The sequence below is a fragment of the Thalassoglobus neptunius genome (assembly GCF_007859735.1).
Classification (GTDB): Bacteria; Planctomycetota; Planctomycetia; order Planctomycetales; family Planctomycetaceae; genus Thalassoglobus; species Thalassoglobus neptunius.
In genome coordinates this window covers 107334-132149 of the sequence record NZ_SIHI01000003.1, presented here as the reverse complement: position 1 = coordinate 132149, position 24816 = coordinate 107334, and the positions used below count along the sequence as shown (strand labels likewise).

The following is a 24816-nucleotide window of genomic DNA, read 5'->3' as shown; positions in this document are numbered from 1 at the left end:
TTCTCCCTTGCGTTTAGGAAATCATTTCTCCGAACGAAGCTTTTCGAGGACGGTTTTGTCTTCGAGTGTGGTCGTATCCTGAGTGCTTTCGCGTCCAGCTGCGATGTCACGCAGGAGCCGCCGCATGATTTTTCCAGAACGTGTTTTGGGGAGAGCGGGTGTAAATCGAATTTGATCGGGTGTCGCAATGGCGCCAATTTGTTGACGGACATGTTGCTTCAGAAGTTCCTTGGCTTCTGATTCGGGGATGTCTCCTTTGGGGATCACGAAGCAGCAAATTCCTTCGCCTTTGAGGTCGTGAGGAAATCCAACGACGGCAGCTTCTGCAACGAGTTCGTGGGAGACGAGTGCGGACTCAACTTCCATTGTGCTCAGTCGATGTCCAGAGACATTGAGAACGTCATCGACGCGCCCCATCACCCAGTAGTAACCATCTTCATCTCGACGTGCTCCATCGCCGGCGAAGTAGTATTTTCCGTCGAACTTGGAGAAATACGTTTCGATGAATCGATCATGGTCTCCGTAGAGCGTCCGCAACATGTGTGGCCAGGGTTGGGTCATGACGAGGAGGCCGCCCTGATTTTCTTCGAGTGGCGTTCCGTCTTCCGAGACAATCGCGGGAACAACGCCTGGAAGAGGATTGGTGCATGACCCTGGTTTTGTGGGAGTGATTCCGGGGAGAGGGCTGATCATGATTCCGCCCGTCTCGGTCTGCCACCAGGTGTCAACGATCGGACAGCGTTCGCCTCCGATCACTCGGTGATACCACATCCACGCTTCCGGGTTGATCGGTTCGCCAACAGTTCCCAGTAGACGAAGCGATGAGAGGTCGTACTTGTTCGGCCACTCGTCGCCCCATTTGACGAATGCGCGAATGGCAGTCGGGGCTGTGTAGAAGATGTTGACCTGATACTTCTCGACGAGTTCCCAGAAGCGGCCTTCGTCGGGCCAGTTGGGAGCACCCTCGTACATGACAGAGGTCATACCGTTGGCGAGTGGTCCATAGATGATGTAGCTGTGACCGGTGATCCAGCCGATGTCGGCGGTGCACCAGTAGGTGTCTTCTTCATGAACATCGAAGACCCATCGAGTCGTCATCTGCGCTCCGAGGATGTACCCGGCAGTAGTGTGTAGAACCCCTTTCGGTTTTCCGGTCGATCCCGATGTGTAGAGAATGAAGAGTGGATGTTCGGAATCGAGTTGAGCCGCTTCGCAGTCTGCGGAAACTCCCTCCATCAAGTCGTGCCACCAGTAGTCTCGGTCCGGGACCATGGTGACATCTCCGCCCGTTCTGCGGACGACGACAACTTTTTCGATGGACGGTGACTTTTCAAGCGACGTGTCGACGTTCGCTTTGAGAGGAATCTCTTTTCCGCGACGCCATCCGCCGTCAGCAGTGATGACGAGTTTGGCCTGCGCGTCGTTGTTTCGGTCAGCAATTGCATCGGCGCTGAACCCGCCGAAGATGATCGAGTGCGTTGCTCCGATACGGGCACAGGCGAGCATGGCGATGGCCAGTTCTGGAATCATCGGCATGTAGAGAGTGATTCGGTCACCCGGTTCGACGCCAAGATTTTTCAGGACGTTCGCAAACTTGCAGACTTCCCGGTGCAGCTGTTGGTAGGTCAGTGTGCGGGTGTCGCCCGGTTCTCCTTCCCAGACCAGAGCCGCTTTGTTCTTGCGTGCGCTGGTGAGATGACGATCGAGACACTGATAGCTGGCGTTGATTTTTCCGCCGGTGAACCATTTCGTTTCGGGCATCTCTCCTTCCATTGTTTTCTGGAAGGGCTGAAACCAGTCCAGTTCGGAGTTTGCCAGATCGCCCCAGAACTTTTCGGGATCGTTTTTCGCTTCCTCCCACATTTGCTGATATGCGTCTTGTGTCGAGATCAGAGCATTCGCTGAGAATTCAGCAGGAGGATCGAATTTGCGATTTTCATGCAGAACGTTCTCGATAGCATCTGACATGGCTGAATGACCTTCTGTTTTCTGAGTGATCAGGAGTCTCTAAATGGCGGCAGAAGTTCGGAACTCAGGGGAGTCTGTCCCTTTTCAAACTGTGCGAACCCTGCCTTGTGATCGAATGTGTGAGTTGTCGATTTGGTGTGTGATGGTGTTCTGAGGGCGAAATTCACTGGTTTGGAACGTCGATGTCATCTTCATGAACGTCCATCTGGCGACATCTCAACGTATCAAAATTTGAATACCTGTCGGAAGACGAGTGAATTTCAAGACCGGTGGGACGATCAACATCAATTGATCCAAGACGCAGATGCTAGAATGGCCGCCCGATCAATTCAACATCGCTGGATGTACTCAAGAGCGGGCTGTTGTTGAAAAACAACATGGTAATCTGAGGACACCCTATCAATAATGAGTCTGAGGTTCGTTCATTGTTAGGCGAACCCTCAATCATGCTGACGGAGAATTTGTTCATGGTGGATGCTGACAATGCGGGTTTTGACGAAGATCGTGGCGGGTCGGAGTCGGAATCGCTTCCAGTGAAGAAGTCCGGATGGAGATGGATTCGCAGAGGGATTGTCAGTTTCGTGCTGATTTTCCTTGGGATTGTCACAGTTGGCCCGTGGATTGTTTCGCGGATCTTGTGTGATCAGAACGCTCAGGAATGGATTTCGAGCAGGATGCCCGGTCGCATCTCGATTTCCAATGCATCGTTCGGATGGCAGTCACCGATCTCTCTGAACGACGTGACACTCAAGGACGACAACGGAAACCCGTTGGCCGATGTCCGTTCCGTGAGTGCAAATCGATCGTTCTGGCAAATGCTTCGCGGCGGGAGTGCACCTCTTGAAGTGAACCTTGTCGGTCTGAGTGCGGTTGTCAAAGTCCCAAGCCTCAACGTTGATCAGTTCGAACCAGAGAAGGTGAACTTGAATCGCGCGGTGAAAGACGCGATCGAAGCGAGTTTGCCCTCGATCCCGGAAGACCTCATTATTCACTTCTCCGAGAGTCGACTGGTGCTGCAAGATGCTTCCGGAGCACACCTCACGGGCTGGGATCCCATCCATGGTGAACTGCGGCTGAATCGCGACCAGACGCACTCGTTCAATCTCACTGCCGTTGTCGCTCGCAATGACAGAATGACCGAAACACTTCCCGAGACAGCGGGGGCGGAGATTGAAGCCAGCTACACTCAAAGTGCCAGCGGGCGCGACGCTTTGTCTGTCAGCTTGAGTTGTCAGGATCAGCCACTCACCGGATTGCAGCCGGTGCTTGAGCCGCTCGCGCCTGACCTCTTTCCAATGAAGCCAGCGACCGGAACGATGACGCTTCATGCGGAACGCTCAGGACGCAATCGGCTCGGCGTTTCCATCGAAACGCAGTTTGTGCACGAGAACTTTTCGACCGAGACACGACTGCCAGTCGACGTGGACCTCAAGCTCGACTATTCAGGAGATGATGATCGGATTCGAGTCGATCGTCTGTTCGCGCAGCTTGACGACACGAAAGTCGATCTCACAGGCGAAGTGACTGACGTTTCAGATTCACAGAATCTCAATGTTCAGGGAACGTTCGAGTCTCCGATGGAAGCGGTCGCCAAACTTGTACCTGAGCAAATTCGCGAGAATATTCAGGTCGAAGGATTGAAGCTGGGAGAACTGTCAGTTCGCGGGCCACTGCGTCCCGATCCGGAACAACCATTTCGATTCATGTTTGAGGTGACTTCCAACGTCACATGGGATCAGGCAACCGCTTACGGTCTTCGTTCGGACGAAGGGAACGTCAAGCTCACGCTTCTCGGACGTGATGTGACCCTCGAACCGGTCAATCTTCCGGTGAGTGGGGGACATATCCGTCGCTTGCCGAGTCTCGATCTGTCGACGAATCCTGTGACGGTCACCATTCCCGACGGATTGATGCTCGATCAAGTCGCACTGACAGAAGAAATCTGCCGCGACTGGTTGCAATACATCTCGCCGCTTTTGTCGGATGCCACCTCGACCGAGGGAACGTTATCGCTGACTCCCAAGGGAGGCACGTTTCAACTGGGGAAAGCGGACGAAGCGGATCTTTCCGGAACATTGCAAATTCATCGCGGACGCGTTCGTCCGGGACCATTGGCGAATGAAATCGTCGGGAAGGTTGGACAAGTTGCGTTGCTGAATCAGGCGAGACTCGGGCGAGTGAACGAAGCTGTGCTGATGAGTGTCGATGACCAGGAAATCCCCTATCAACTGGTCGATGGTCGGGTCTATCACGCGGACTTCAATTTTCAGGTTGGCCCGGTCGCAATGACGTCTTACGGTTCCGTCGGACTCGATAAAACCCTCGACCTCGTCGTCACAATGGCCATGCCTGAAGAGTGGGCCAATCGAGGTCCATTCCTGCAATTCCTGGCCGGAGAAGCGATGGAATTTCACGTCGTCGGGACTCTCGATGAACCGAAGCTCGATTCAAAACCACTTAAGGACTTCGGAAAACGAATTGGTGACAAAGCAGTCGATGGGCTGCTGGATCGCATCATGCAGAATCGAGAACGACGAGAACCGCGACGTCGGAGAAATCGTCGATAGACGAGTCTCCCGAAATCTCGGAACCCGTGCAGGATGCGCGGGGAAGCTATCGAAGCGTCCCGGATTCGAGTTCCACGATTTGTTCGAACTCCGCGATTTGGTCACGGTCTCCGAGTCGTCTTAAGTTTTCGGCGAGGATGATGTTGTCTGCGACTCGCAGGAAGCGTTCGTATTTGACGCTTTTCTTTTCCGAATCGGGAGTGTTTTCCACAGTCTTCTTGAGAGTTTGATAGAGACCGAAGTCGGGATGGTTTTCAATCGCCTCGACGAACTCTTGTTGGCGGCTTGTCAGAAATTCAATTGCGACTGGGTTGAGCACGTTGGAAAGTTCTGGCCACTTCTCTGTGAGGTCTCGTGCAATCTTGTTCTCGAGTAGTCGGAGTTGTTGCTCCGGTCCTCGCGAGCGAGGTCGACGGCCGCGACGACCGCTCTGTCGTGAGTCAGTCGCCCGCCAGGCTTGATCAATCCGGTCCTGTCCCGTCAGGTTCAATTGTTCGGAGAGCCCTTCGAGCACAGCCCGTTCGCTGGGCGTCGCGTATTTGAGAAGCGTGTCGTAAGGCTCTTCATCAGTCAGCAGATCGGGGTGACCATTATTGCGGAATCGGCTGTAAACGCTGAGGTATTCACCGGACGTTTTGACAGAGAGGTCAATTGTGTCGGCGGTTAAGATGGTGTATGCGTGAGCCTCTTCGAACGTCGTTTTCCCGTCGTTGTTGTAGTCCGGCGGCGGGATGGGATTGCCACTGCGATCATGGCCGGCAAGTGCATTGAGGAAGTAGGTGCTGTATTCCACGTAAGAGGCTTCGTCGATTTCGGCAGTACATCCGGCAGCTTGACGATCGTGGACTGTCGCAAAGAACCCGCATCGACGTTGACTCGAAAGCCCGCTGTGTGGATGACCTTTGTCGAAGATGATATGTGAGAATCCACCGGAATAGCATTGCACCATGATGGTGACGACTTCCGTCTCTGTGGGGAGTTTATCGAGCTGTCGACAGAATTGTTCGACGGTGATTTCCTCATCGTCCCAGAGAGCGATCGTTGTGTTGTACGGAGTGCGGTCATCCTCGCTTTCGGTGCCGTGGGCGGTGACGTAAATGATCAGTCGATCATCTGCGCCGATGACAGATGCCATGGAATCGAACCACTTCTCAAGTGACGCGACGGAGAGTGGCCCTTTCACTCCCTCAATGGTGTGAGGATGATACGACAGCCCGAGGTTCTCATCACTTCCAAAGAACTCCGCCATCAATTGGTTCGGTCGAGGAAGCAGTTCGGGCGCGATGGTTTGAACGGTCGCTTCATCAGTGTTTCCGTTCGCGAAGTAGATGCTCTGATCCGAGGCCGGAAATTCGGATTCGGCAAGAAGCTTCTGAAAGTACAGAACGTTCTTTTCCAGCGACGCCTGATTTCCGTCGCGCGAATAACCTCCTCCAAGGGTGAGAAAATAGTCTTTCGCCGAAGCTTTCGCAGGCCCAAGATAAAGACAAACAGTGAACAGGAAGAGAAGACGAATTGAAGCTGAGTACATCACGCAATCCATTATTGGACTCAGCGACTCCGTTGAATTCGTTTCATCTGAAGTGCAGATTCGAGAACGGTTCAAGCGAGAAACGGCTGAGTCAGGGAATCCATGTGCCGCGCTCCTGAATGATGGTCTGTAGGGCTCGACAGCGTCAACGCCACTTCATCAAGATGACATAAAAGAATCGATTGACGTTATTGTGTTCGGAGTCGCGATCAGATTTCGGGTCACAGACTTTCGTCCGCAGCCTTCGTGCTATCAATTCGAGGAGCCATTGAATGACTTGTCGCTGCTCGCTTGTTCTCTTTGTTGCCGCCTTGTTTGTCGTTTCCGATCAGTGTTCCGGAGTCGACTTCGACGCGTCTGTGCCTCCTCCGGGATCTGTTTACCGAGAATACATTCTTGACAACGGAGGTGATGCCGACTGGCGCGTGACTGATCCTCAGGCGACTGCTGAAGGGGCGAAGAAGAAACTTCCCAATTCGATATTGAAGTTCGAGGTCGATGAGCTTTCCCATGCTGTGGCAGCAACAGCTGTCTTCGACCGATGGGGCGGTCATTTGAAAACGACTTCGAAAAGAGTTCGTTTTAATGGGGGCGACTGGATCACGATTCCCGAAATCTCGACCACTCCTCCTGAAATCGCTCCGGAGAAATTCTATTCGCAAGACAACCCGGTGATCGAAGTTCCGATCGATCAACTGAAAGAGGGCACGAATACACTCGAGGGGACGTGTGGGGTCATTGAGAATGCCAACTGGGGGCAGTGGGGATTGTACTCGATGCGTTTGCGGATTTATCTGGACCCTGCTGAGGTCTCTCATCCGGAAGTGAAGATTGACTCACCTGTTTCGGGGGACGTCTTTGGTGAGAATCCGGTCGTGCGTCTCTCAGCTGACAGCGAGAATGGAATTTCTCGCGTGGATGTCGTTGCCTGTTACCACGGCTTCGATGAAAACGGAGACGGGGAGTTTCTCGACTGGCACGAAGCGTACTTTCAGCCAACGCGTGGGGAACGGGCTCACTTGAGCGAGCATGTTGGAACTCTCACACGAGAACCCTACGAACTGAGATGGGAAACGGAGTGGATACCGGATCAAAACCCGGGGGCGATTCGCCTTCTGACGCGAGCGCAGGATTCGCGAGGAGTCTGGACCGTTTCGGAAGTTGTGGACGAACTCACCCTCGAGCGAACTGAGCAAACCGTGCGTCTCTTTCCCGCGGTAGACGTTCCGCCTCGCTTTGGTGTGCGGGTGGGGCGTGAGGAATCGTGTCGCATTCCTGTGGACTTGAAGTTGACCGCCGATGCTGAAGCTCGACTCGCACTGCGAACCTGGCACGGTTGGGACGGACATCACGAACCATTGTCTTTGAACGGGCATTCCTTTCCAATTCACGGAAAGAACCACCACTATGACTACGATCAGCTTCCGATTTCAGCGGACTGGATTCGAACCGGCGACAACGTCTTCTCAATTCGATCGATGACGGAACACCATATGTTGGAAGTTCTGTGGCCCGGCCCGGCAATTTTGATTCGGCAACCTGTCGACGAAGACTGAACGCGCGAAAGGGAAATTATGCCACTGCATCCTCAAGCCGAAGCGTTTCTGGCGGCCGTCGCTGCACAGAATCGTCCCGGATGGGAAGAGATGACTCCGGATGAAGCCCGGATTGTTTTTGACAGTCTGCAAGACGTCTTCGGCGAAGGAGCCGACTTACCCGTTGTCCGTGACGAGACTATCGGCTCGGGAATTCGGGTGCGTTGTTATTCTCCGTCGACCGAACTGCCAGAGACGGTCGTCCTCTACTTTCACGGTGGAGGATGGGTCCTGGGAGATCTGGAATCGCACGACAGTTTGTGTCGCAATCTCTGTGCTGCATCGGGTGTGCAGGTTGTGTCGGTCGATTATCGACGCCCGCCCGAACACCGTTACCCGGCTGCGATTGACGATTGCCATGAGGTTTTCAAAATCCTCAGCTCTGAACCGGACCGGTTCGGAATTGATCCCTCAAAAATTTTCATTGCAGGTGACAGCGCTGGCGGAAATCTGGCTGCGGCGGTTGCGCTCAGAGCAAAGGCCGAGGGAGATATTCAACCGGCCGCCCAGGTTCTGATTTATCCCGCGATTGAACCGAACTTCGAGACCGATTCCTATCGACAATTCGGAACCGGCTTCGGTCTCACCGCCGCGAATATGGAATGGTTCTGGACCCACTATCTGGGGCCTGAGTTTGTCCTTGAGAAGTTCCCGTATGCTGCTTTGAAAGGGCGGCATTCTTTGGCTGAGCTTCCGGAAACGTTTGTCGTTCTGGCCGAGTATGATGTTCTGCACAGCGAGGGATACGAATTCGCGGCGAACATGATTTCAGAGGGTGGCAACGTCCAGGTGAAAACTTACCCGGGCATGCTTCACGGGTTCGTTCATTTTGCAGCAGTCTTCGATTCCAGTCGGGAAGCCATGGCTGACGTCGCGAAATTCATTCAGAAGGTGGCGCAGCGATAGTTCAGTTTCATTCGTTCTTTTTATGTCAAATGGGGGTTGGTGAGATGAGTGTTTGTGCGATTCAACGACGTCTTCGACAACTGTCGCTTCTCGTCCCGGTCCTCTTCGGGGTTTCGGTCGCTGATGTTTCCGGTCAGGAGGCGACTGCGGAGAAGGTTCTTTTCGATGGAAAGACGCTCGACGGATGGGATGGAGATCCTCGATTCTGGCGGGTTGAAGATGGAGCTATTGTTGGAGAGACAACAGCAGACAATAAAGCTGAGCAGAACACGTTTCTGATTTATCGCGGCGGAGAGTTTGGCAACTTCGACATGAGTTTTGAGTACCAGGTGAAGGGGTTCAACTCGGGCGTTCAGTACCGAAGCGAGGAAATCGGCGAGTGGAGCATTGGCGGCTATCAGTGCGATTTTGAAGATCGGTGGCATTCCACTGACTCCGGAAAGGTCGATAAGTTCTCGGGAATGTTCTTCGACGAAAAGGGGCGAATGTTCATGGGCCAACGCGGCGACGCGGTCGTCGTTCGAACCAATTCGGAAAATGGTAAGAAGCCACTGATCGAGAAAATCGGAACCGTTGGAGATCCGGTGCAACTCGAGAAAGCGATTCATCGTGACGGATGGAATCGTTGTCGAGTGATCGCGAATGACTTCCAGTTTGTTCACATCATCAACGATCGAGTCATGTCGATCGGGATCGATGAGGATACGGAGCATCGGAAGTCGTCCGGTCTGATCGCCTTTCAACTTCATTCCGGTCCGCCCATGCAAATCAGGATTCGCAACTTGAAAGTTCGTGAACTCGCGAACGACTGAGCGAGACGGTTCAAGCTCTGCGTCAGCCAACGAGTCTCTCAAACAGAGGCCAAACGATAATTCGAGTCCGATGAGGAGATCCAATGTTTCGATGTGCGGGTTCTGTGAGGTTCTGCTGTTTCGTTCTCTCAATGTTTTCAGCGAGTTTTGCACTGGCTGAGGAAACCACTGCGATGCCAGAACAACTCGCAAAGTTCGCACTGACGCAAGCGGGAGATTCGGAAAAGGGAAGACAGCTCTTTCGGAGCGAAGAAGTCACAAAGTGTTTGATCTGCCATCGAGTTGGTTCAGAAGGTGGAGCCATTGGACCGGATCTGACGATGATCGGCGGCAAGTTCGATCGTCCTCATCTCATTGAGTCGCTTCTCGAACCGTCCCGACAAATTGTGGAGGGATACCGAACCAGTTCGCTGGTGATGAACGATGGACGAATTCTCAACGGAATCGTCAAACCAAAATCGGAGACAGAAGTCACGCTGTTGACGGTCGAAGGCAAGAGTCGAGATCTCCTTCGGGAAGATATTGAAGAGCAGAAGGTGAGCGATGTTTCATTGATGCCGGAAGGTCTTGCACAACATCTGTCCGGCGATCAATTCGCGGATCTCATCGCTTATCTGGAGACTCTTCGACCGGAAGGGCGAGGAAAGCCGGGAGCCTCGATTCATGGACCGGTTCGCGTTGCAGATGGCTATGAAGTGGAAACGATTCTCACCGGGCTGGATGGAGCAACCGCACTGGAAGTTTTGCCGGATGGCCGCATCTTGGTTTGCGAGCAGACCGGAAAAGTGCGGGTCGTGGAGAACGGAAAGTTGCTTCCCGAACCCTTCGTCACGCTGCCGGTGGACTCGTCCTGGGAACGGGGAGTGATCGGAGTGACCGTCGATCCGGAGTTTCCGGAAGTCCCGTATGTATACGTCTGCTGGGTGGCTGCCGATCCCTATCCGCATCACAGAGTCAGTCGATTCGAAGCGGACGGCAATGTTGCGATTGCTTCAAGTGAGAAGGTGCTTTTGGTCGGCGACAATCAACAGAAAATGGGAGGCAAAGTCCCGAACGGTCATCAGGGAGGGGCCCTTCACTTCGGTCCGGAGGGGCATTTGTTTATTGGAATTGGAGAACAGACTGCCGGGGAACCGGCGCAGCATCTCGATACGTTTCTCGGAAAGACTCTGCGAATCGACAAGGACGGAGGCATTCCTGACGACAATCCATTTTTGAATCAGACTTCTGGAAAGTATCAGGCAATCTGGGCATATGGGGCTCGAAATCCGTTCACGTTCGCTTTTCGAGAATCGGACGGTCTGATGCTGATCAATGACGTCGGAGGCAAATTTGAAGAGGTTAATCGCGGAACAAAAGGAGTCAATTACGGATGGCCAACAGTCGATCATGGTCCGCAACCGAATGACTCTCAGTATTCCGGTCCAATTTATTGGTATCCGCAAGCATCGATCTCCGGCGGCGACTTTGCCCCGAAGGAATTTTCATCCAAATGGGAGGGAGACTACTTCTTTGCGGACTTTGTGCATGGCTGGATCAAGCGGCTCGATCCGGACCATCCGGATCAGGTTTCCGATTTCGCCGCTGGGCTTCGTCGTCCCGTTGATTTGCGTTTCGGCGACGATGGCTCTTTGTACGTCCTGCTTCGAAATGCCTGGGTGATCGACAACAAATTCGCGGGCGGAACGGGATCGCTGGTGAGATTTCGACCAACGGCGAGCGACGCTTCACAGACTTCCAGGAGTTCAGGCGTTGAACTCGACGAGGATTCAACGGACTCCTCTGCGGGGGATCTCCCTGCATTTAAGATAGATACTCCGAATGCGACTTACTTTCTTGAGAAGTCCGGAGCGGGGTTGAGCAGTCTGATCGATCAAGACGGAAACGACTGGCTTGGCTTTCATCCCGCTGCAAAAAGCGGGGCTGCCGGCGAGTATCGAGGATTTCCCAATGCTGTCTACAAGGAGGGAGGGAACTTCTTTCATGCGATGAATCAAGCCACCGATCCGTCGTCGACACGTGTTATGGAACACAGCGAGCGGCGGGTTGCTGTCGAAGCAGTCTCCGGAAATGGAGAATGGGCTGCGCTCTATGAATTCTTCCCGAATCACCTCACTTGGACGATGACAAAAATGCCACCGGATCGGCACTTCTGGGTGCTGTATGAGGGAACGCCGGGAGGTGAGTTTAATGCAGATGACTGGTGGGTCTCGAGCGATCAATCGTTACCGCAAGTCATGTCAGTCAATCATGAGGGAGACCTTCCCAGTCCGGAGTGGATGGCCTTCGGAGATCATCAGCAAGACCGGGTATTGCTTATCGTCCATCACGAAGACGACGAACACGCTGACCGCTTCTATCAGATGCAGAATCAGATGACGGTCTTTGGGTTTGGAAGGCAGGGGATCAATCGCCTGATGGAATCGGTGCCGCAAACGTTTTCACTCACGTTTGTCGATCAGCCGAATACACAGAAACTCTCCGCCCGTGCTTTGGAACTCATTGAGTTTCACAAATCCGGACGCGAGAAGACCGCTCAGTCTGATTCGAAATAGTGACGTTTCTGAGCGTTCGTTAAGCGTCAATTGTTCTCTTCACACACGGTGAATTCTTTCAGTCTTTTCCCAGCACATGAATTGTGTTGTGAATGACTCGTTGAACTTCCGATCCATCTTCAAGAAGAAGACGACATCGAATCTCCATGCCCCATGTCGGTGCAAGCTCGGGGATTTTGAGTTCAAGTCGACGCTGATCCTCCGAGAGTTGAACGGATTCGACAGGAAGACTTTTCACGTTGTAGTGATCCGATCCGTAGCGGGCAGTTCGTTTGAGGTCCCAGGTTGTCACCTCAAACCGTTCAACATCCTTGCAAGTGTCTGGGTGAATTGGGTCTGTCCACGTGATGATCATTCGCCCTTCTTTGGCATTGAGTCCGATGGGAAGCATCGATTGCCCAGCGACTTTGCGAACTCGATAAAACCCGCCCTCTTCGCTTTGCTGCTGGCTCGCCCATGCGAACAACCCAGTCAGATACAGTGATCCATCGGAATGAAATCGGCCCCGGCAAACCCCCGTCGGAAACTGCGGAATCGGGAGTTCGCACATTCCGCCTTGTCGCTGATCTCCGATCTGCTCATGGGGAACAACATAGATTTTTCCATAACCGTATGAGAGATTCAAAAGCGTCCCGTTCAGGTTCTTCCATTCGGGAGAGTCCACCCAAAGGAGTTCGGCCGGTGATCGGTCAAACGAGTTTGTGATCCAGCACAAGGGAGGAATCATGGCATCGTCGGAATCGTCCGTGACGTCGTGGTAGCCGAACATGTTTCCGTAGAATCCTCCGGGCGTGACCCAGTTGATTCGGTTCTTGGGGTTCCAGTGGCCTTCCTGGTCGGTGACGATGAACGATCCATCGGGGTTCAAACAGACACCATTCGCAGCCCGGAATCCATTCGCGATGATTTCGGTCTTCTCTCCGTCGGGGGAAACTTTCAACAGCGTGCCGTGATGGGGGACGACCGCTTTGAGTGCATGGCGGGCAGACTTTGCATAGTAAAAGTTACCCTGTTCGTCGCGCTGGAGCCCCATTGCGAATTCATGAAAATGCTCAGTGACCTGATGGTCTTGATTGAAGCATTCGTAGAAGTCGGTCTCTCCGTCGCCGTTTTCGTCTCGCAGAATGACAATTTGATCTCGGCAGGTCACATAGACGACGTCATCGACGATCTTCACTCCGAGCGGTTGAAAGAGTCCGGAAGCGATCCGCTGCCAACTCAATTTACCTTGCGTGTTGGGATCTCCATTGCCAATCGAAGACAACCCGCTGACGCGCCAGACATCTCCATCCCAACTGCTGACAGCGGCGGTATCCCCATCTGAAAAGAAGTCGTGTCCCGAGAGGCGAATCCGGCAGAACCACGGATTCGATTTCGGGACAGCGATGGTGTCGATCTGAAAACCTTCGCTCGGCGGTGAAGTGGTCGCGACGGTTTCAACGATTTCTGACCATCGCTGCGGTCGCGGTTGTGAAAGCAGGTCCGGAATTGATTCGACGGCGATCAAATCGGCGAGTTGCTCGGAAACCGCTCGCATTTCTTCCGGGGTTTCGTCGGAATCGAGAGTCATTGTCCAGATCAGCAGATTGCGTGATTGCTCCCGAGCAGACAGAGTAAGCAGTATTCGGTTGCCGACTGAATGCAGACGACAACCTTCCACGTCTCCCAGAATTCCAGCCAGAATGGCTTTCGGCTGATTGTCAGAGTTTCCGGAATGTTTCGTGATGCGTGTCGCTTCATTGATTCCGAGGAGTTGGCCTTCGTCATCGAGTTTGGAATCAGCAAATGGAAATGATGCGACGAGGTTGTTCTTCGATTGTGCGTCCCCGGAAGTCAGCGCGACGAGATTCGGTGTCGCGAGTGCTTTGGAATGGAAATCAAGCTGTTGGATTTCACCCTGGAAAGAGCTGGTTGACGGGAAATTCTTTGAGGTGAATCCGATTTTGGCCGCGAGTTGCTCGGCGGACTCTTTCGGCTTGAGCACACCGGACCCGCTGGGATGGCCGTCGACGAAGAAGTGGACCTCGCCCGTTTCATGTTGCCATGTCATTGCGACGGTGTGCCATTTTCCGTCGACGATCCGCGTTCTGGAGTTTACAGCTCCGACCCAGCCAATGTCATAGGTCAGACGTCCGTTTCGGATGAAGAACGATGTCCCGTTCGGAACCCATGGACCAGACTCCGGAGCCCGCGAGAAAATCGTCCCGTCGCTTGTGGTTCGGATCTTCGCGGCGATCGAGAAGTCTTTGTTGTAGGTGTCGAAGCGTTCCGGTTGATCCAGAAGATATGCCGATTGTCCATCAAACTGACTGGCGGACAATGACGATTGTGCGACGGCGTCAGGAATGAGTGCCACCGTCGTTGGGTTCAAGGAAACACTTTGAACGGAATCCGACTCGTGAGTCGCAATGAGATTCGTCAACGCTCGAGAGTGTGGGGCGATGTGAAGCTGACGACTGAAGAGATCGGAGGAATGATTCTCAGGTGACGCCATGCCCGTCGATTGCAGGACTTCGAGGATGCGAGTCTGATCGATCGAATAATCGATCACTGTCTGATCGCCGATGACGTGCAGCCCATTGAAATCGGCCCAGTCTCGGGGGAGTGGACCGTATTGCCGACCGTCGCGACCTGTGACGCGTTGATCGTCGTCGAACTCTCCTGTTGTCGGGTTTGCCCAACCGGGGCCGGTTGGATTTTCAATCTGAAGTCTTCCAACAATTCGCGGATGTGTTCCGTGTCGACCGTCGAAGTGGATTCCGTGCCAGTTGATGAATCCGGGGTCTTTCGACTCCGGGTCTCGGTCCCAAACCGCAGCGATGCGCATTGTATCGTGATCAAAGATTGCCCAGCGGTTGCCTTTGGCGACACCTCCCGGTCCGGAATCAAGGCGGATCGCCACGCCTTTCTGTGCGAAGTTTTCACCATCGTTTCCAATCTCGAAGGTGTTCACCATCGCCGGGCCGTAATCCATGTTCGACCAGGGAGAGTATTCGACCGGTTCCGGGCCAAGGGTGTCGCCCGACGGAAGTGTGGCCAAGTAGGAGTTGTCGATCTTTGTGTACTGAGAAGGATTTCTTTCCTTGAGATAAACTTCCCGAAGATAATGAATGACATCGTACTTCTGTCGCGGAACCATCCAGGTCTGCGGGACCATGAGTCCAGCTCCGTAGGTCAGAGTGCGGTACATCGAGTACGGATCGGACCCGTTCTTGAACTTGCCTTCTGCGAATCGAAGTGCTGTCGGAAGAGACCCCGGATGGTCAAGGTTGCCGTGGCAGTTGATGCAGAGCCGCAGATAGATTTGCTCTCCACGGTTGAAGGCGTCGTCGTCGAGACTCTGGATAAGCTGCGCATGGTCGATGTGATTCTCGTACTCTGGCACGGTGAGAGTAATCAGTCCCGGAGCAGGTTGAAGTTCGCGTGCCCGCGCGAGACCGCCATCGCGGATTTCCAGCAGATAGCGGATTAAGTCGCGAAACTGCTGCCGACTGCCGAGTTGATCGACGATCCCGGTCGGCATAATCGAGACCGTTTGGAAGCGACCTTCTTCAATCTCGCTGACTGGAATGGTCAGTTTCAAACCCGCCTGACCGGGATCCCGCAACGTGATTGCTTCGTCAGACTTTTCGAGCAACAGGCCCGTGATCACTTTTCCCGAAGTGGTCTGAACGGTGTAGGTTTCGAATCCCTTGCGAATCTTTTCTGATGGCTTCAGGACCGACGAAACGATTTCTGAATCTGAAGTCCCCTCGCTTTTTAAGAGTTCGGTCAAGTTCGGTCCAAGTCCATTCGCGGAACCATCGACCGCATGACATTTGATGCAGCCGATATGAACCTGATGAAAGAGAATGGCCCCTCGCTGGGGATTGCCGAATTCTTTCGCCTCAGTCGCAAGTTCTTCAGCACTTGTGTTTAGAAGCGACTCGGACAAAGGGGATGCCTGAGTGGACCGTGCGACAACAAGGATGATGAAGGCGAAAAGGAGGAATCGAACAGTATTCGCAGGCACGTACATTCTCCAAGGGCCAAAGATGTCTCGTGATTGTTCTTGTTCTCGTGTCGCGAACAAGTGGCTCAGAACTCAATTGCCTGAATTCTAGAGCAAGTTACTCTTTCCTGTGCACTCGCTTGCACTGTTTCATCAGCTAGAAGGCTGAGCTTGCTCGTGCGAAACGGCGGAGCCGTTTTCGAAATTCCTTCAGTGACGACGCATCAGCGTAGCAGAATTTGATTGGAATGTTGATGCGAAGGGAAGGAAGAAAGTTGGCGGCCCGCATGAGAAGAATGCTGACTCTTTGAAGAGAAGCAGAGCGATGAGTGCAGGCGATTGCGGAGATGAAGTTCGTTGAGGAGATGAAGTTGATTGGGGCGAAACGGAAAAGTCTTCGAGCAGGCACGATGACCAACTCGAAGACTCGCACGGTACTCCCTGAAACTCCTTGCGAGGAAGACGGTCACTTCCCGACATAAAAACTTGAACATTTCGAAAGATTGCGGAAAGTCCCATCCGAAAGGAGTTCCATCACTGAGTAGAATCGACGTCCCAGACAGCGATGTGGGAAAGCGTTCCGATTGCTGTCAGGCGGTTTCCATCTGGAGCAAACCGAATCGACCGGACTCCTGCGACGTTGGCGACAAGCGAGACCTGCGGCTGCCAGGTCGCTGTGTCCCATAAGATGACGTGATCATCCATTCCTCCCGTGGCGAGAGTGAGACCGTCGGGTGAGTAATCGAGAGACCGGACAGCGGAAGCATGGACCGTGAGAGTGGCCAGTTCCTCAAGTGTTCGAGTATGAAAGATCCTCACGAGACCATCCGAAGAACTCACGGCGAAGCTGGAACCGTCCGGTGCGTAACGGATTTCATGGAGTTTCGAATCACCGCTTTCGACGGAGCCGATTCGTTTCAACGTGTCAGGATTCCAGCAGTGGATTGTCCCACTTTCATCTCCGGTGACGAATCGTTTGGCTTCTGGCGAAATGGCCATTGTTGATCCAAGCGATGTGTGAGCAGGGAGTTTCTTGAGAATCTTTCCATCGGTCATGTCGATGATGATGAGGTTTCCCTTTTTCGTCAGTCCATAGACGATCGATCTCTTTCGACAGACGACGCTGTCAACGATGCGTTCTTCTGAAACGATCCATTTCAGTTCTGCGTTTCCGTCAGTCAAACTCCAGCGCTCGCACTGTCCTTCTGCGAGTGTTCGAATGATGATTGAGTGTTCGGGGATGTGCTCGAGATCGGTGACGATGCTCCCCCCATCCGGCAGGAACGGTGTCGACGTTTCGGAGTTGAAGTCGAACGTCGAGACGGACCCGTTGGAACCACCAGCGATAAACGCTTGATCAAAGGCGGAGAACCGAATCGTCCCGAGCCGTTTCTGAGGGTTGGAAACGATACGCGGCACCTCTGGCGGGGTTGTCCGATAGATTCGGACGTTTCCGTCATCATCAGCGATTGCGATTCGGTCTGCCTGATAGGGTGTTGTCATGGCGCGGATGTTGGAGTCTTTCAGGTGCAGAAGCACGCTGTCTACGTCGACATCAATGAGTTCCGCGCGAACGCGAGACGTCACTCCGAACTGGACCTTCGGACTGGAGATCACCGATGGGGCGAGATGAGGTCCGGGGTTTGTGGTGTGGTAGAGTTGTTCTTTCTTCGCGAGGTCCCACGCCACAAGATAGCGAAACTTCCGCCCCGCGATTAAATAGCGTCCTGAGTTGTCAAAGCTGGCACGTTGCAGACCGGAGAAGCCGAGTTGCATGTATTCCTCAGCGGTCCCGTCGTTCGGATTCAGCCGGTCGACGAATCCGCTGGCGCTGACTGTCCCGATGACCGTGCTGTCACGATCGAAAGTGATTCCGATGATCGGGGAACTTCTCACGAACATCCGCTCGGAGACACTGGAAAAGTCTTCGCTCCAGATCTCGATCGTTCCGTCGTCATATCCGATCGCAACCTGATTCTCCCGGTTGCAGACCATCGCTGTGGCATTGAGGGGCTTCAGCCCGACGAGTGGGGTTTTCGTCTTTGTGGAGGAGTCATAGCCCACGACGCCATTTTCTTCTTTCTCATAGACAACCCGGCGACCGGTGAAATCAGTGACAATCAATGTGCTGGAAGAGACGCGATCGTTGATGCTCCACAACAGTTCGAGGTCGTCCGCCCGACGCATCTCGATGGCCCCGAACGTTGCCAATGCAATGCATTTCCCGTCGCCTGAGAAGCACGCATCAAAGATCGGACCTCGTCTGCAACGTCGCTCGGTGATCAGCCAATCCGCTTTCTTCTTCAGGATCTTCCAGGCAAATCCTCTCATTTCGGGAGCGACCGATTCAGGATCATTCAGAAGAGTTTGAGAGAGTTGCGGATTGTTGTCCGTGTTGCGAGACGCTCTCATCATTGTGGCGTTCGCGATCGCCCGTTCCAGCCGATCATTGGAGTCGTTGAGGCTGCGGTTTGCGTCTTCGAATGCACGAGCATGTTGCGAAGCAATACGTGATTGCCGTTCGGCTCGCTCGAACTCGTAGTTCAGACTTGTGAACGCAACTTCTAACGATTCGGATCGTTGTCGAGCGATGACGTTCGAGATGGTCGCCAGGATCAGGCTGACGATGACAAGAGTCGCCGTCACTCCGGTGAATGTCGCTTCGCGCGGATGATGTCGGGCCCATCGCAATAATGACCCGAGTGCGGTCTGTCGACGCGCGAGAATCGGACGTCCTTCGCGATAGTTCCTGAGATCGCAGATGACATCGGAAATGGAGCGATAGCGATCGGCGGGGTCCTTCTCGATCATCTTCATGACGATCGTTTCCAGCGTCACTGAAACCGAAGGAGCGACTGTCCTGAGAGGGACTGGAGGCGACGAGAGAACGGTATTCGCAATCTCGATCAAGGGTTTGTCGCTGACGTCATATGGAAGTTGTCCGGACAACATCTGATAGAGCACTACACCGAGGCTATAGATGTCGGTGCGAACATCGATCAGATTGTACTTCTCGGAGAACTGCTCCGGGCTCATGTAAAGTGGGGTCCCGACAAAGCGAGACGACGTTGCCGTCGCTGCGAGCGAATGGGCTTCGGAATCGATGAGCCGTGCCAGCCCGAAGTCGATGACCTTGACCTTGCCATTCGCTCCGACGAGTATGTTGGACGGTTTCAGATCACGATGGATAACACCATTTGCGTGGGCGAATTGAATTGCTTCAGCGATTTGATCGAAAAGTTCCAGGCGGTCGCTCAACGAGATCTGATCGATTCTGGGTTGGGTCAGCAGTTTCTCAAGTCGTTCGCCCTTGATGTATTCCATCGTGTAATAGGGCTGAGGACCGTGACCGATGTCAGCGAGGCCAGCTTCATAAATTCTCGCAATCCCGCGATGGATCAACGTTGCGAGAAGGTCGATCTCCAATCGAAATCGTCGCTGAATGCTCTCGTTGCAGTGCGAAAACATCAAAATCTTCAGTGCAACTTTTCGTTTAGGAAGAAGTTGATCACAGAGATACACATCCGAGGTTCCACCTCTCCCCAGATGTCCGAGCACCCGATAGGGACCGATCGACGAAATCATCTGTTTCTTTTCAACCGGAGCTGACGGAGAAATGAAGTAGTCGACGTTGGTGAGTGCTTCGATGTACTTTTCTAAATCGGCGACTGTTTCCGGAGGAACCGGTTCTGCCCAGTCGGCGCACAGGTCTTCAGCGGTGGCAAAGGTTCCCGCGTCGCGGAGTTCTTCCCACTTTTCCAGAAGATGGTGAATCAGCTCGTAAGATTCAGGAGGGTAGAGAGGGGTCTCCGAATTGCTCATCGTTCGGGACCTTATGGCTGAATCGAATTTGATTGACGATTCAGGGGGATCGGTTGTCGACCAAGTTCCGTCAACTGGTTGTAAAGTCGAACGCGGGCATCGCGCCAGCGTCTCTGAATGGTCCGAACGGTGATCCCAAGAAGTTCGGAGGCTTTTTCCTGAGTGAGATCGGAATACCAGAGGAGGTCAAACATTTCCTTCTCCGGGCCCGGCAATTCCTGAACCGTTTCGTGAAACGCGGTCCAGTCGTCCAGCGTCAACGAAGAGGCAGTCGCGGGTGGAGTATCGGGGACCTCGGAGATTTCGTCCCCATGCAGGGTTTCGTGATGAGCAAGTGAATTTCCATTCGCGCGATAACGCTTGGAAAGGTCGAGCAGGACCCGGCGAATTTGCAGCGCGGCCAATCGATGGTAATGAAGCTCAGTGATCACTTCTGTCGATGCCAGAGCTTTGTGAAGTCGGAAAGAGGCCTCTTGAAGAACGTCGTCGGTTTCTTCCCATCGTTTCACCGTTGGAAACTGCTCGAGCATTCTGCTGGCAATCTTTCGCATCCATTCTTCATGAAGCGCTATTCGACGATCTTCTACCACAGTGTTCAAAACTCCTCATGTGGGCGTCTATGGAGTTTGACCCAAGCCTCATGATTGTAGAAACAGCGACTCAGGAAAGTCAAATTGAGAGCCTCTTTGATACATAAAACACACAATTGACATTGTTCTTGTGAAAAAAATTAAAGACGATTTATTTCACTGGACGTCTGTTCCATTCCGATTCGCCGATCGACGAACCGAAACTTCTCAACGAACATCACATGCAAATTTAAGGAGAGTCTTGTGATTGTCCGCGTGACCCATAGCGCCGTTCAAAACGTCTTCTCTCGACAGACAGGGCAATTCGCTGTTTTCTGTCTTCTCGCATTGACCGCTGTGCTGTTCTGTCATGGCAGCGGGTTGCGAGGTGATGAGATACCATCCGAATCGGGCAGTTCCCTGTCTCCGAGGCCGGGGGGAATGGTCTCCTTGAGTCAGTTCTTCGTGGAGCGGGGGGCAACTTACTTCGAAACGGACCCGCATCGCGGGCTCCCCTGGTTCTGGGCAGCTTATGTGTCAGAAGGCGACGATCCCGAGAAAAAAGCTGCTCATCAGTTGAGGATGGGGTTACTGATTCGGGAGCTACCGCGTCTGGCCGGTTTTTGGTCGAAAGGTGAGTCTGCGAAGTTTTCGCCCGATGGAAAATTTCTCGCAGTCGCCAACGAGAAAACGGTCACCGTTTACGAACTTCCGACAGTTCGTGAGGTCTGTGTTCTCGAACATCGGTTCGATGTGGAGAGCTTTGTGTTCTCACGGAAATCCGATCGACTGATGACGGTCTCCAAACATCAACACGGGGTTCCACTTGGAAGAATCTGGAGCCTTCCGACTGGAGAACCCGCAACCGGAATCGTGAATCTTCAGGATCAACGCTACGGGGTGAATGGGCTTTTGGAGGTCAATTTCTCCGCAGATGATTCGAAAATCATCGTTATCGAATCACAAGTGACCGTCGACTCGCATTCAAAGTTTCGGACTCAAGTTTTCGACAGCGAGACGTTGAAGCCACTTTCACCCGTACTTGGTCATCACGATCCGACAGACGTCGGAGATTATTCTGTACGAAGCCCGGATGGGTTGCGAATTCTGGTTCCACATGGAGTTCGACTCGACGATTCAAACGCCGCTCAAAACGGAAGCGGAGACTGGCCGGCAACCATGCGGCCGCAACAATTCGACCTCCTCACAGCGACAGAGATTCACTCTAAGTTGGATCATACACTTGAGTTCTACGCGACGGGACAAATTCTCTATCAGCCCGACGGAGCATTGATCGCCACCACAGACAATTCCACTGTGCGAATCTGGAATGCGCTGACAGGGGAACTGACGAAAGAGTTGTCTGTTCCTCCGCCGTATCAACCGAACGTTTGGCTTCAATTTCATGAGAATGGCCAGCACTTGTTTGTTGTCGGTGAAGACCGAATGCTGGCGTACGATGTTGAACAAGGAGAAGTTGTCAGGGAATGGGACGGGGCAAATTTGTCACTCAGTCACGGAGGACGGTATTACACCGAAGATTTTCCATCGCGACCTGCGACCCATGTCAAACGAGTCCGCTTGATGCCGGAGGACTATGATGGATCGCGACCGTTCGCGATTCCAAAGAGTTGGAGTGTGAGGTTCTCCCCGAGAGAAGATCGATTTATCAGTCGCGGCGCCAGGGTACGACTCTTCGATTCCTGGATGGATACGCCTCATCAAATCTTTTCTGCAGTGGATGGTTCCCCTGAGTCGCCCCCTTGGCGATTTCAAGGGATTTCCTTCGCGCAGCCGTTTTCAAGCGACTCTCGTTTCGTTCTGACCATGGATCAACACGGATTCTGGCTTTGGGATCTCGAGAACAGGAACTCAATTGTCGAAAACTTTCCGGACGATCAACCCAGAGAAATCGTCGCAGCGACTGTGAATCGTCAACGTGACGTCGTCGTATTACTGGAAGAAGACCGAAGAGTGTCCACATGGGACATCCCAACCGCTTCGAAAGTCGGAACTGAATTCAAACCCGCCCAGCACAACCAGAACGGAATAGAAATCTCCTGGAAGAGTGTCATCCTTGATGCCAAGGGAGAGAACATTTGTGCGATCGGACGGTACTTTGATCCAGTACCCGAAAATCGATTTCGTGATGTGAGCGTCTTACAAGTCCATGACGTTGCCACCAGACTCCCAACGACGGAACTGATTGCTTTCGACCAGCCCAGTGACTCGGTTCTGACTGGTGTGAATTTTCTGGACAATGGAGCTGAGTTGGTCGTGACGACGAGAAATGTTGTGGACGATCAATACGTTCGCACCCAACTCTATCGATTTGATCCGTCGAATGGCCGGAAAATCGCTTCCGTGAGAGAGTTCCCCGGAGACGTGACACTCGTTGACGGGGCCGTTCATTCGGGGGCAGTTCTTCTCAAGACGGAGACGGACAAGAGCGAGGGGGACGACGCTGGAACTCTGAGGCTTCAATCATTTGATCTTGAAAATGGAAGCCTCGTTTCTGAACCCATCAAGTCCAGCTTGTTCAAGTCCGGACAAGTGAGACTTTCTCCCGATGGAGAACTTGCTGTTATTGGGGGGCAAGAAATCTGGGACATGCAAACCGGTGAGTGCATTCTCGATGTCGATGTCTTGGAACCCGATGAGAGTGCTTTCCCTGTCGGTTTTGTCCCTGATGATATGGGGGAAGGAGATTGGACTGCTGATGGTCAAACATTTCTTGCGTTGAGCTATACGAATGGAGGTTTCACACCGGGGCAGACGCAAACGCGAATGTTTCTTCCAAGAGAAGGTGTGGAAGTCTGCCCTCCGATCACACATGTTCAGACAGATGCCCGCGCGACGACTTCTGATTCAAAAGGTCAAGTTCTCGTCGCTGCCGGGGAGGGGATTCGGCTTTGGGACCTGAATACGGGGCAACCGATTTCACGGCGATTGACGAAAGATTCCGTCTCGTGGGAAGCGAGGTTCCTGCAGCCGTTCTTTTCGAAAGATGACAAACGACTGGTCTTCCTGACGAACTCCGGTGTTCGCAGTATCTCCTGGGAAGAGGTTCAGAACGAAATTCCGTCTGATGAGGTTCTTCGAGCGTGGTCGATCGTTCTTTCCGAAAAAATTGTTGACTCCGCAGGTGGTTTGCGAGGCGTGACGACGGAAGAAATCGAACAGGCGTGCGAACTCATTCTCTCGTCACAGGCTCCTGAATAATCAGCCCCGAACGTTGACGTTGTTCGCGTGAAATTCGTCCGATTCGAAAATGTCACCGCTGGTCATCTCTACTTCAGGTGTACAATGACAGCTGCGGAATTCATTACGAAACCGGTACGGACTGATCTGTGACCTGATCTCTGCATTGAATCGGATGGTCCGGCGACGTGGCGGAAGATGTCCGCTTCCACTGTTTGGAAGATTCGACAGTTTGCCTGAGTCAACGAACGATCAGGCTGACAGGCGATCAAGCCTGACATCAAGGATTGAGTTTCAACTTTGAAGCGTCGTTCGAAAAGGATTCTTCGGAGTCTTCCTGTGTATTGCGGAGGTCGTGCCAGACGAAAGGTGAGAACATTTGAAAAGCGAGAACATTGAAATTCCTGATGACTTTGAGGGATCGGTCAGACTCTTCCCACTCCCGGACCATGTTTTGTTTCCCGGGAACATCGAGCCGCTGCATCTCTTCGAGCCTCAATACTGTGAACTCATTGAAGCAGCACAGCAATCGGATTCCCTGATCACGATGGCGACTCTGACAAACTCAGCCGCCGACGAAAGAGGGATTGGATCTCCGCCGATCGCACGTGACGTTTGCATCGGGAAAGTGATCGCACACAAGAGGAACGAAAACGGAACCCATGGAATCGTTCTCGCTGGATTGGCACGTGCACGGATTCAACGGGAGTACCCGCTCTCGCATCTGTATCGAGAGGCGGAAGTCGAAATTCTTCCCGAGTGGGAACCGAATAAATCGCAAAGCACGAATCGGTTGTTCCATTTTCTCGTTCAGGAATTCACCGGACTTTTGAAGAGTCGGACGGGTGAAGAGCCAGACCTGCCGAAACTCGGCAAGAACCTCACTCTGCGGCTGCTGACAGATCTTCTCAGCTTTCATCTTCAATTGGATCTGCAGACGAAACTGGAACTGCTTGCTGAACGATGCGTACTGACGCGGGCGACAAAGCTCGCGGAAATTCTGCACGAGCAGCGCAAAGAAACTGGCGAACTCTACGAGCCAGACTTCAGCTGGAACTAATCGACTCTCACGCGACCTTCAATTGTTGCTTCGCTGACTTGTCCGAGTCGATTGACTTCAGGATGCGCGGTGAGATCGCGTGGCCGGATTGAGTGTTTTGTCAACAGCCACATTCCGTCATCCGTTGGTTCCGGTGAGGGTGAGCGCTTTCCCGGAATTGCTCAAACCATCTTGTTGAGCTGTCAGGATCTTCGTGTTTGTGCGTACTTCTTTCTGTGAAAGATTGAGTCTTTTCGACG

General features: G+C 53.1%; 12 protein-coding genes. 7 read left to right on the top strand and 5 right to left on the bottom strand.

Going from position 1 to position 24816, the window contains the following annotated elements; translation table 11 throughout:
• Positions 1–21: 21 nt before the first annotated feature.
• On the bottom strand, positions 22–1968 hold the full coding sequence (acs, locus tag KOR42_RS13080; protein WP_146510279.1) for an acetate--CoA ligase: 1947 nt from the start codon (positions 1966–1968) through the stop codon (positions 22–24).
• A 467-nt stretch (positions 1969–2435) separates the two neighbouring features.
• Here acs and KOR42_RS13075 point away from each other — a divergent pair, with 467 nt between their 5' ends.
• A complete protein-coding gene (locus tag KOR42_RS13075) occupies positions 2436–4535 on the top strand; it encodes an AsmA family protein (protein WP_197441142.1) in 2100 nt (699 codons plus the stop codon).
• 46 nt (positions 4536–4581) lie between these two features.
• On the opposite strand, the gene KOR42_RS13070 is transcribed toward KOR42_RS13075, so the two are convergent.
• On the bottom strand, positions 4582–6066 hold the full coding sequence (locus KOR42_RS13070; protein ID WP_197441141.1) for a hypothetical protein: 1485 nt from the start codon (positions 6064–6066) through the stop codon (positions 4582–4584).
• A 272-nt stretch (positions 6067–6338) separates the two neighbouring features.
• Here KOR42_RS13070 and KOR42_RS13065 point away from each other — a divergent pair, with 272 nt between their 5' ends.
• The 4 genes from KOR42_RS13065 (at position 6339) to KOR42_RS13050 (ending at position 11934) form a co-directional block, all read left to right on the top strand.
• Entirely contained in the window at positions 6339–7622 is a 1284-nt protein-coding gene (locus tag KOR42_RS13065; RefSeq protein ID WP_146510277.1) for a hypothetical protein, read from the top strand.
• A gap of 18 nt (positions 7623–7640) precedes the next feature.
• Entirely contained in the window at positions 7641–8567 is a 927-nt protein-coding gene (locus KOR42_RS13060) for an alpha/beta hydrolase (RefSeq protein ID WP_146510276.1), read from the top strand.
• Between the two features lie 44 nt (positions 8568–8611).
• On the top strand, positions 8612–9379 hold the full coding sequence (locus KOR42_RS13055; RefSeq protein ID WP_197441140.1) for a 3-keto-disaccharide hydrolase: 768 nt from the start codon (positions 8612–8614) through the stop codon (positions 9377–9379).
• Positions 9380–9552: 173 nt separating this feature from the next.
• Positions 9553–11934: a PQQ-dependent sugar dehydrogenase gene (locus KOR42_RS13050; protein ID WP_197441139.1), complete on the top strand. Its 2382-nt coding sequence runs from the start codon at positions 9553–9555 to the stop codon at positions 11932–11934.
• Positions 11935–11992: 58 nt separating this feature from the next.
• Here KOR42_RS13050 and KOR42_RS13045 read toward each other — a convergent pair whose 3' ends face one another.
• The 3 genes from KOR42_RS13045 to KOR42_RS13035 all read right to left on the bottom strand — a co-directional run bounded on the left by KOR42_RS13045 (position 11993) and on the right by KOR42_RS13035 (position 20337).
• Positions 11993–15946: a DUF6797 domain-containing protein gene (locus KOR42_RS13045; protein WP_197441138.1), complete on the bottom strand. Its 3954-nt coding sequence runs from the start codon at positions 15944–15946 to the stop codon at positions 11993–11995.
• A 513-nt stretch (positions 15947–16459) separates the two neighbouring features.
• A complete protein-coding gene (locus KOR42_RS13040) occupies positions 16460–19747 on the bottom strand; it encodes a WD40 repeat domain-containing serine/threonine-protein kinase (RefSeq protein WP_146510272.1) in 3288 nt (1095 codons plus the stop codon).
• A gap of 11 nt (positions 19748–19758) precedes the next feature.
• Positions 19759–20337 (bottom strand): sigma-70 family RNA polymerase sigma factor, encoded by a 579-nt coding sequence (locus KOR42_RS13035; protein WP_261342054.1) that lies wholly within the window; start codon positions 20335–20337, stop codon positions 19759–19761.
• A 243-nt stretch (positions 20338–20580) separates the two neighbouring features.
• Here KOR42_RS13035 and KOR42_RS13030 point away from each other — a divergent pair, with 243 nt between their 5' ends.
• Together KOR42_RS13030 and KOR42_RS13025 are read left to right on the top strand one after the other, a co-directional pair.
• Positions 20581–23538: a WD40 repeat domain-containing protein gene (locus KOR42_RS13030; RefSeq protein WP_146510270.1), complete on the top strand. Its 2958-nt coding sequence runs from the start codon at positions 20581–20583 to the stop codon at positions 23536–23538.
• 358 nt (positions 23539–23896) lie between these two features.
• Entirely contained in the window at positions 23897–24577 is a 681-nt protein-coding gene (locus KOR42_RS13025; RefSeq protein WP_146510269.1) for an LON peptidase substrate-binding domain-containing protein, read from the top strand.
• The last annotated feature ends 239 nt before the right edge of the window (positions 24578–24816 follow it).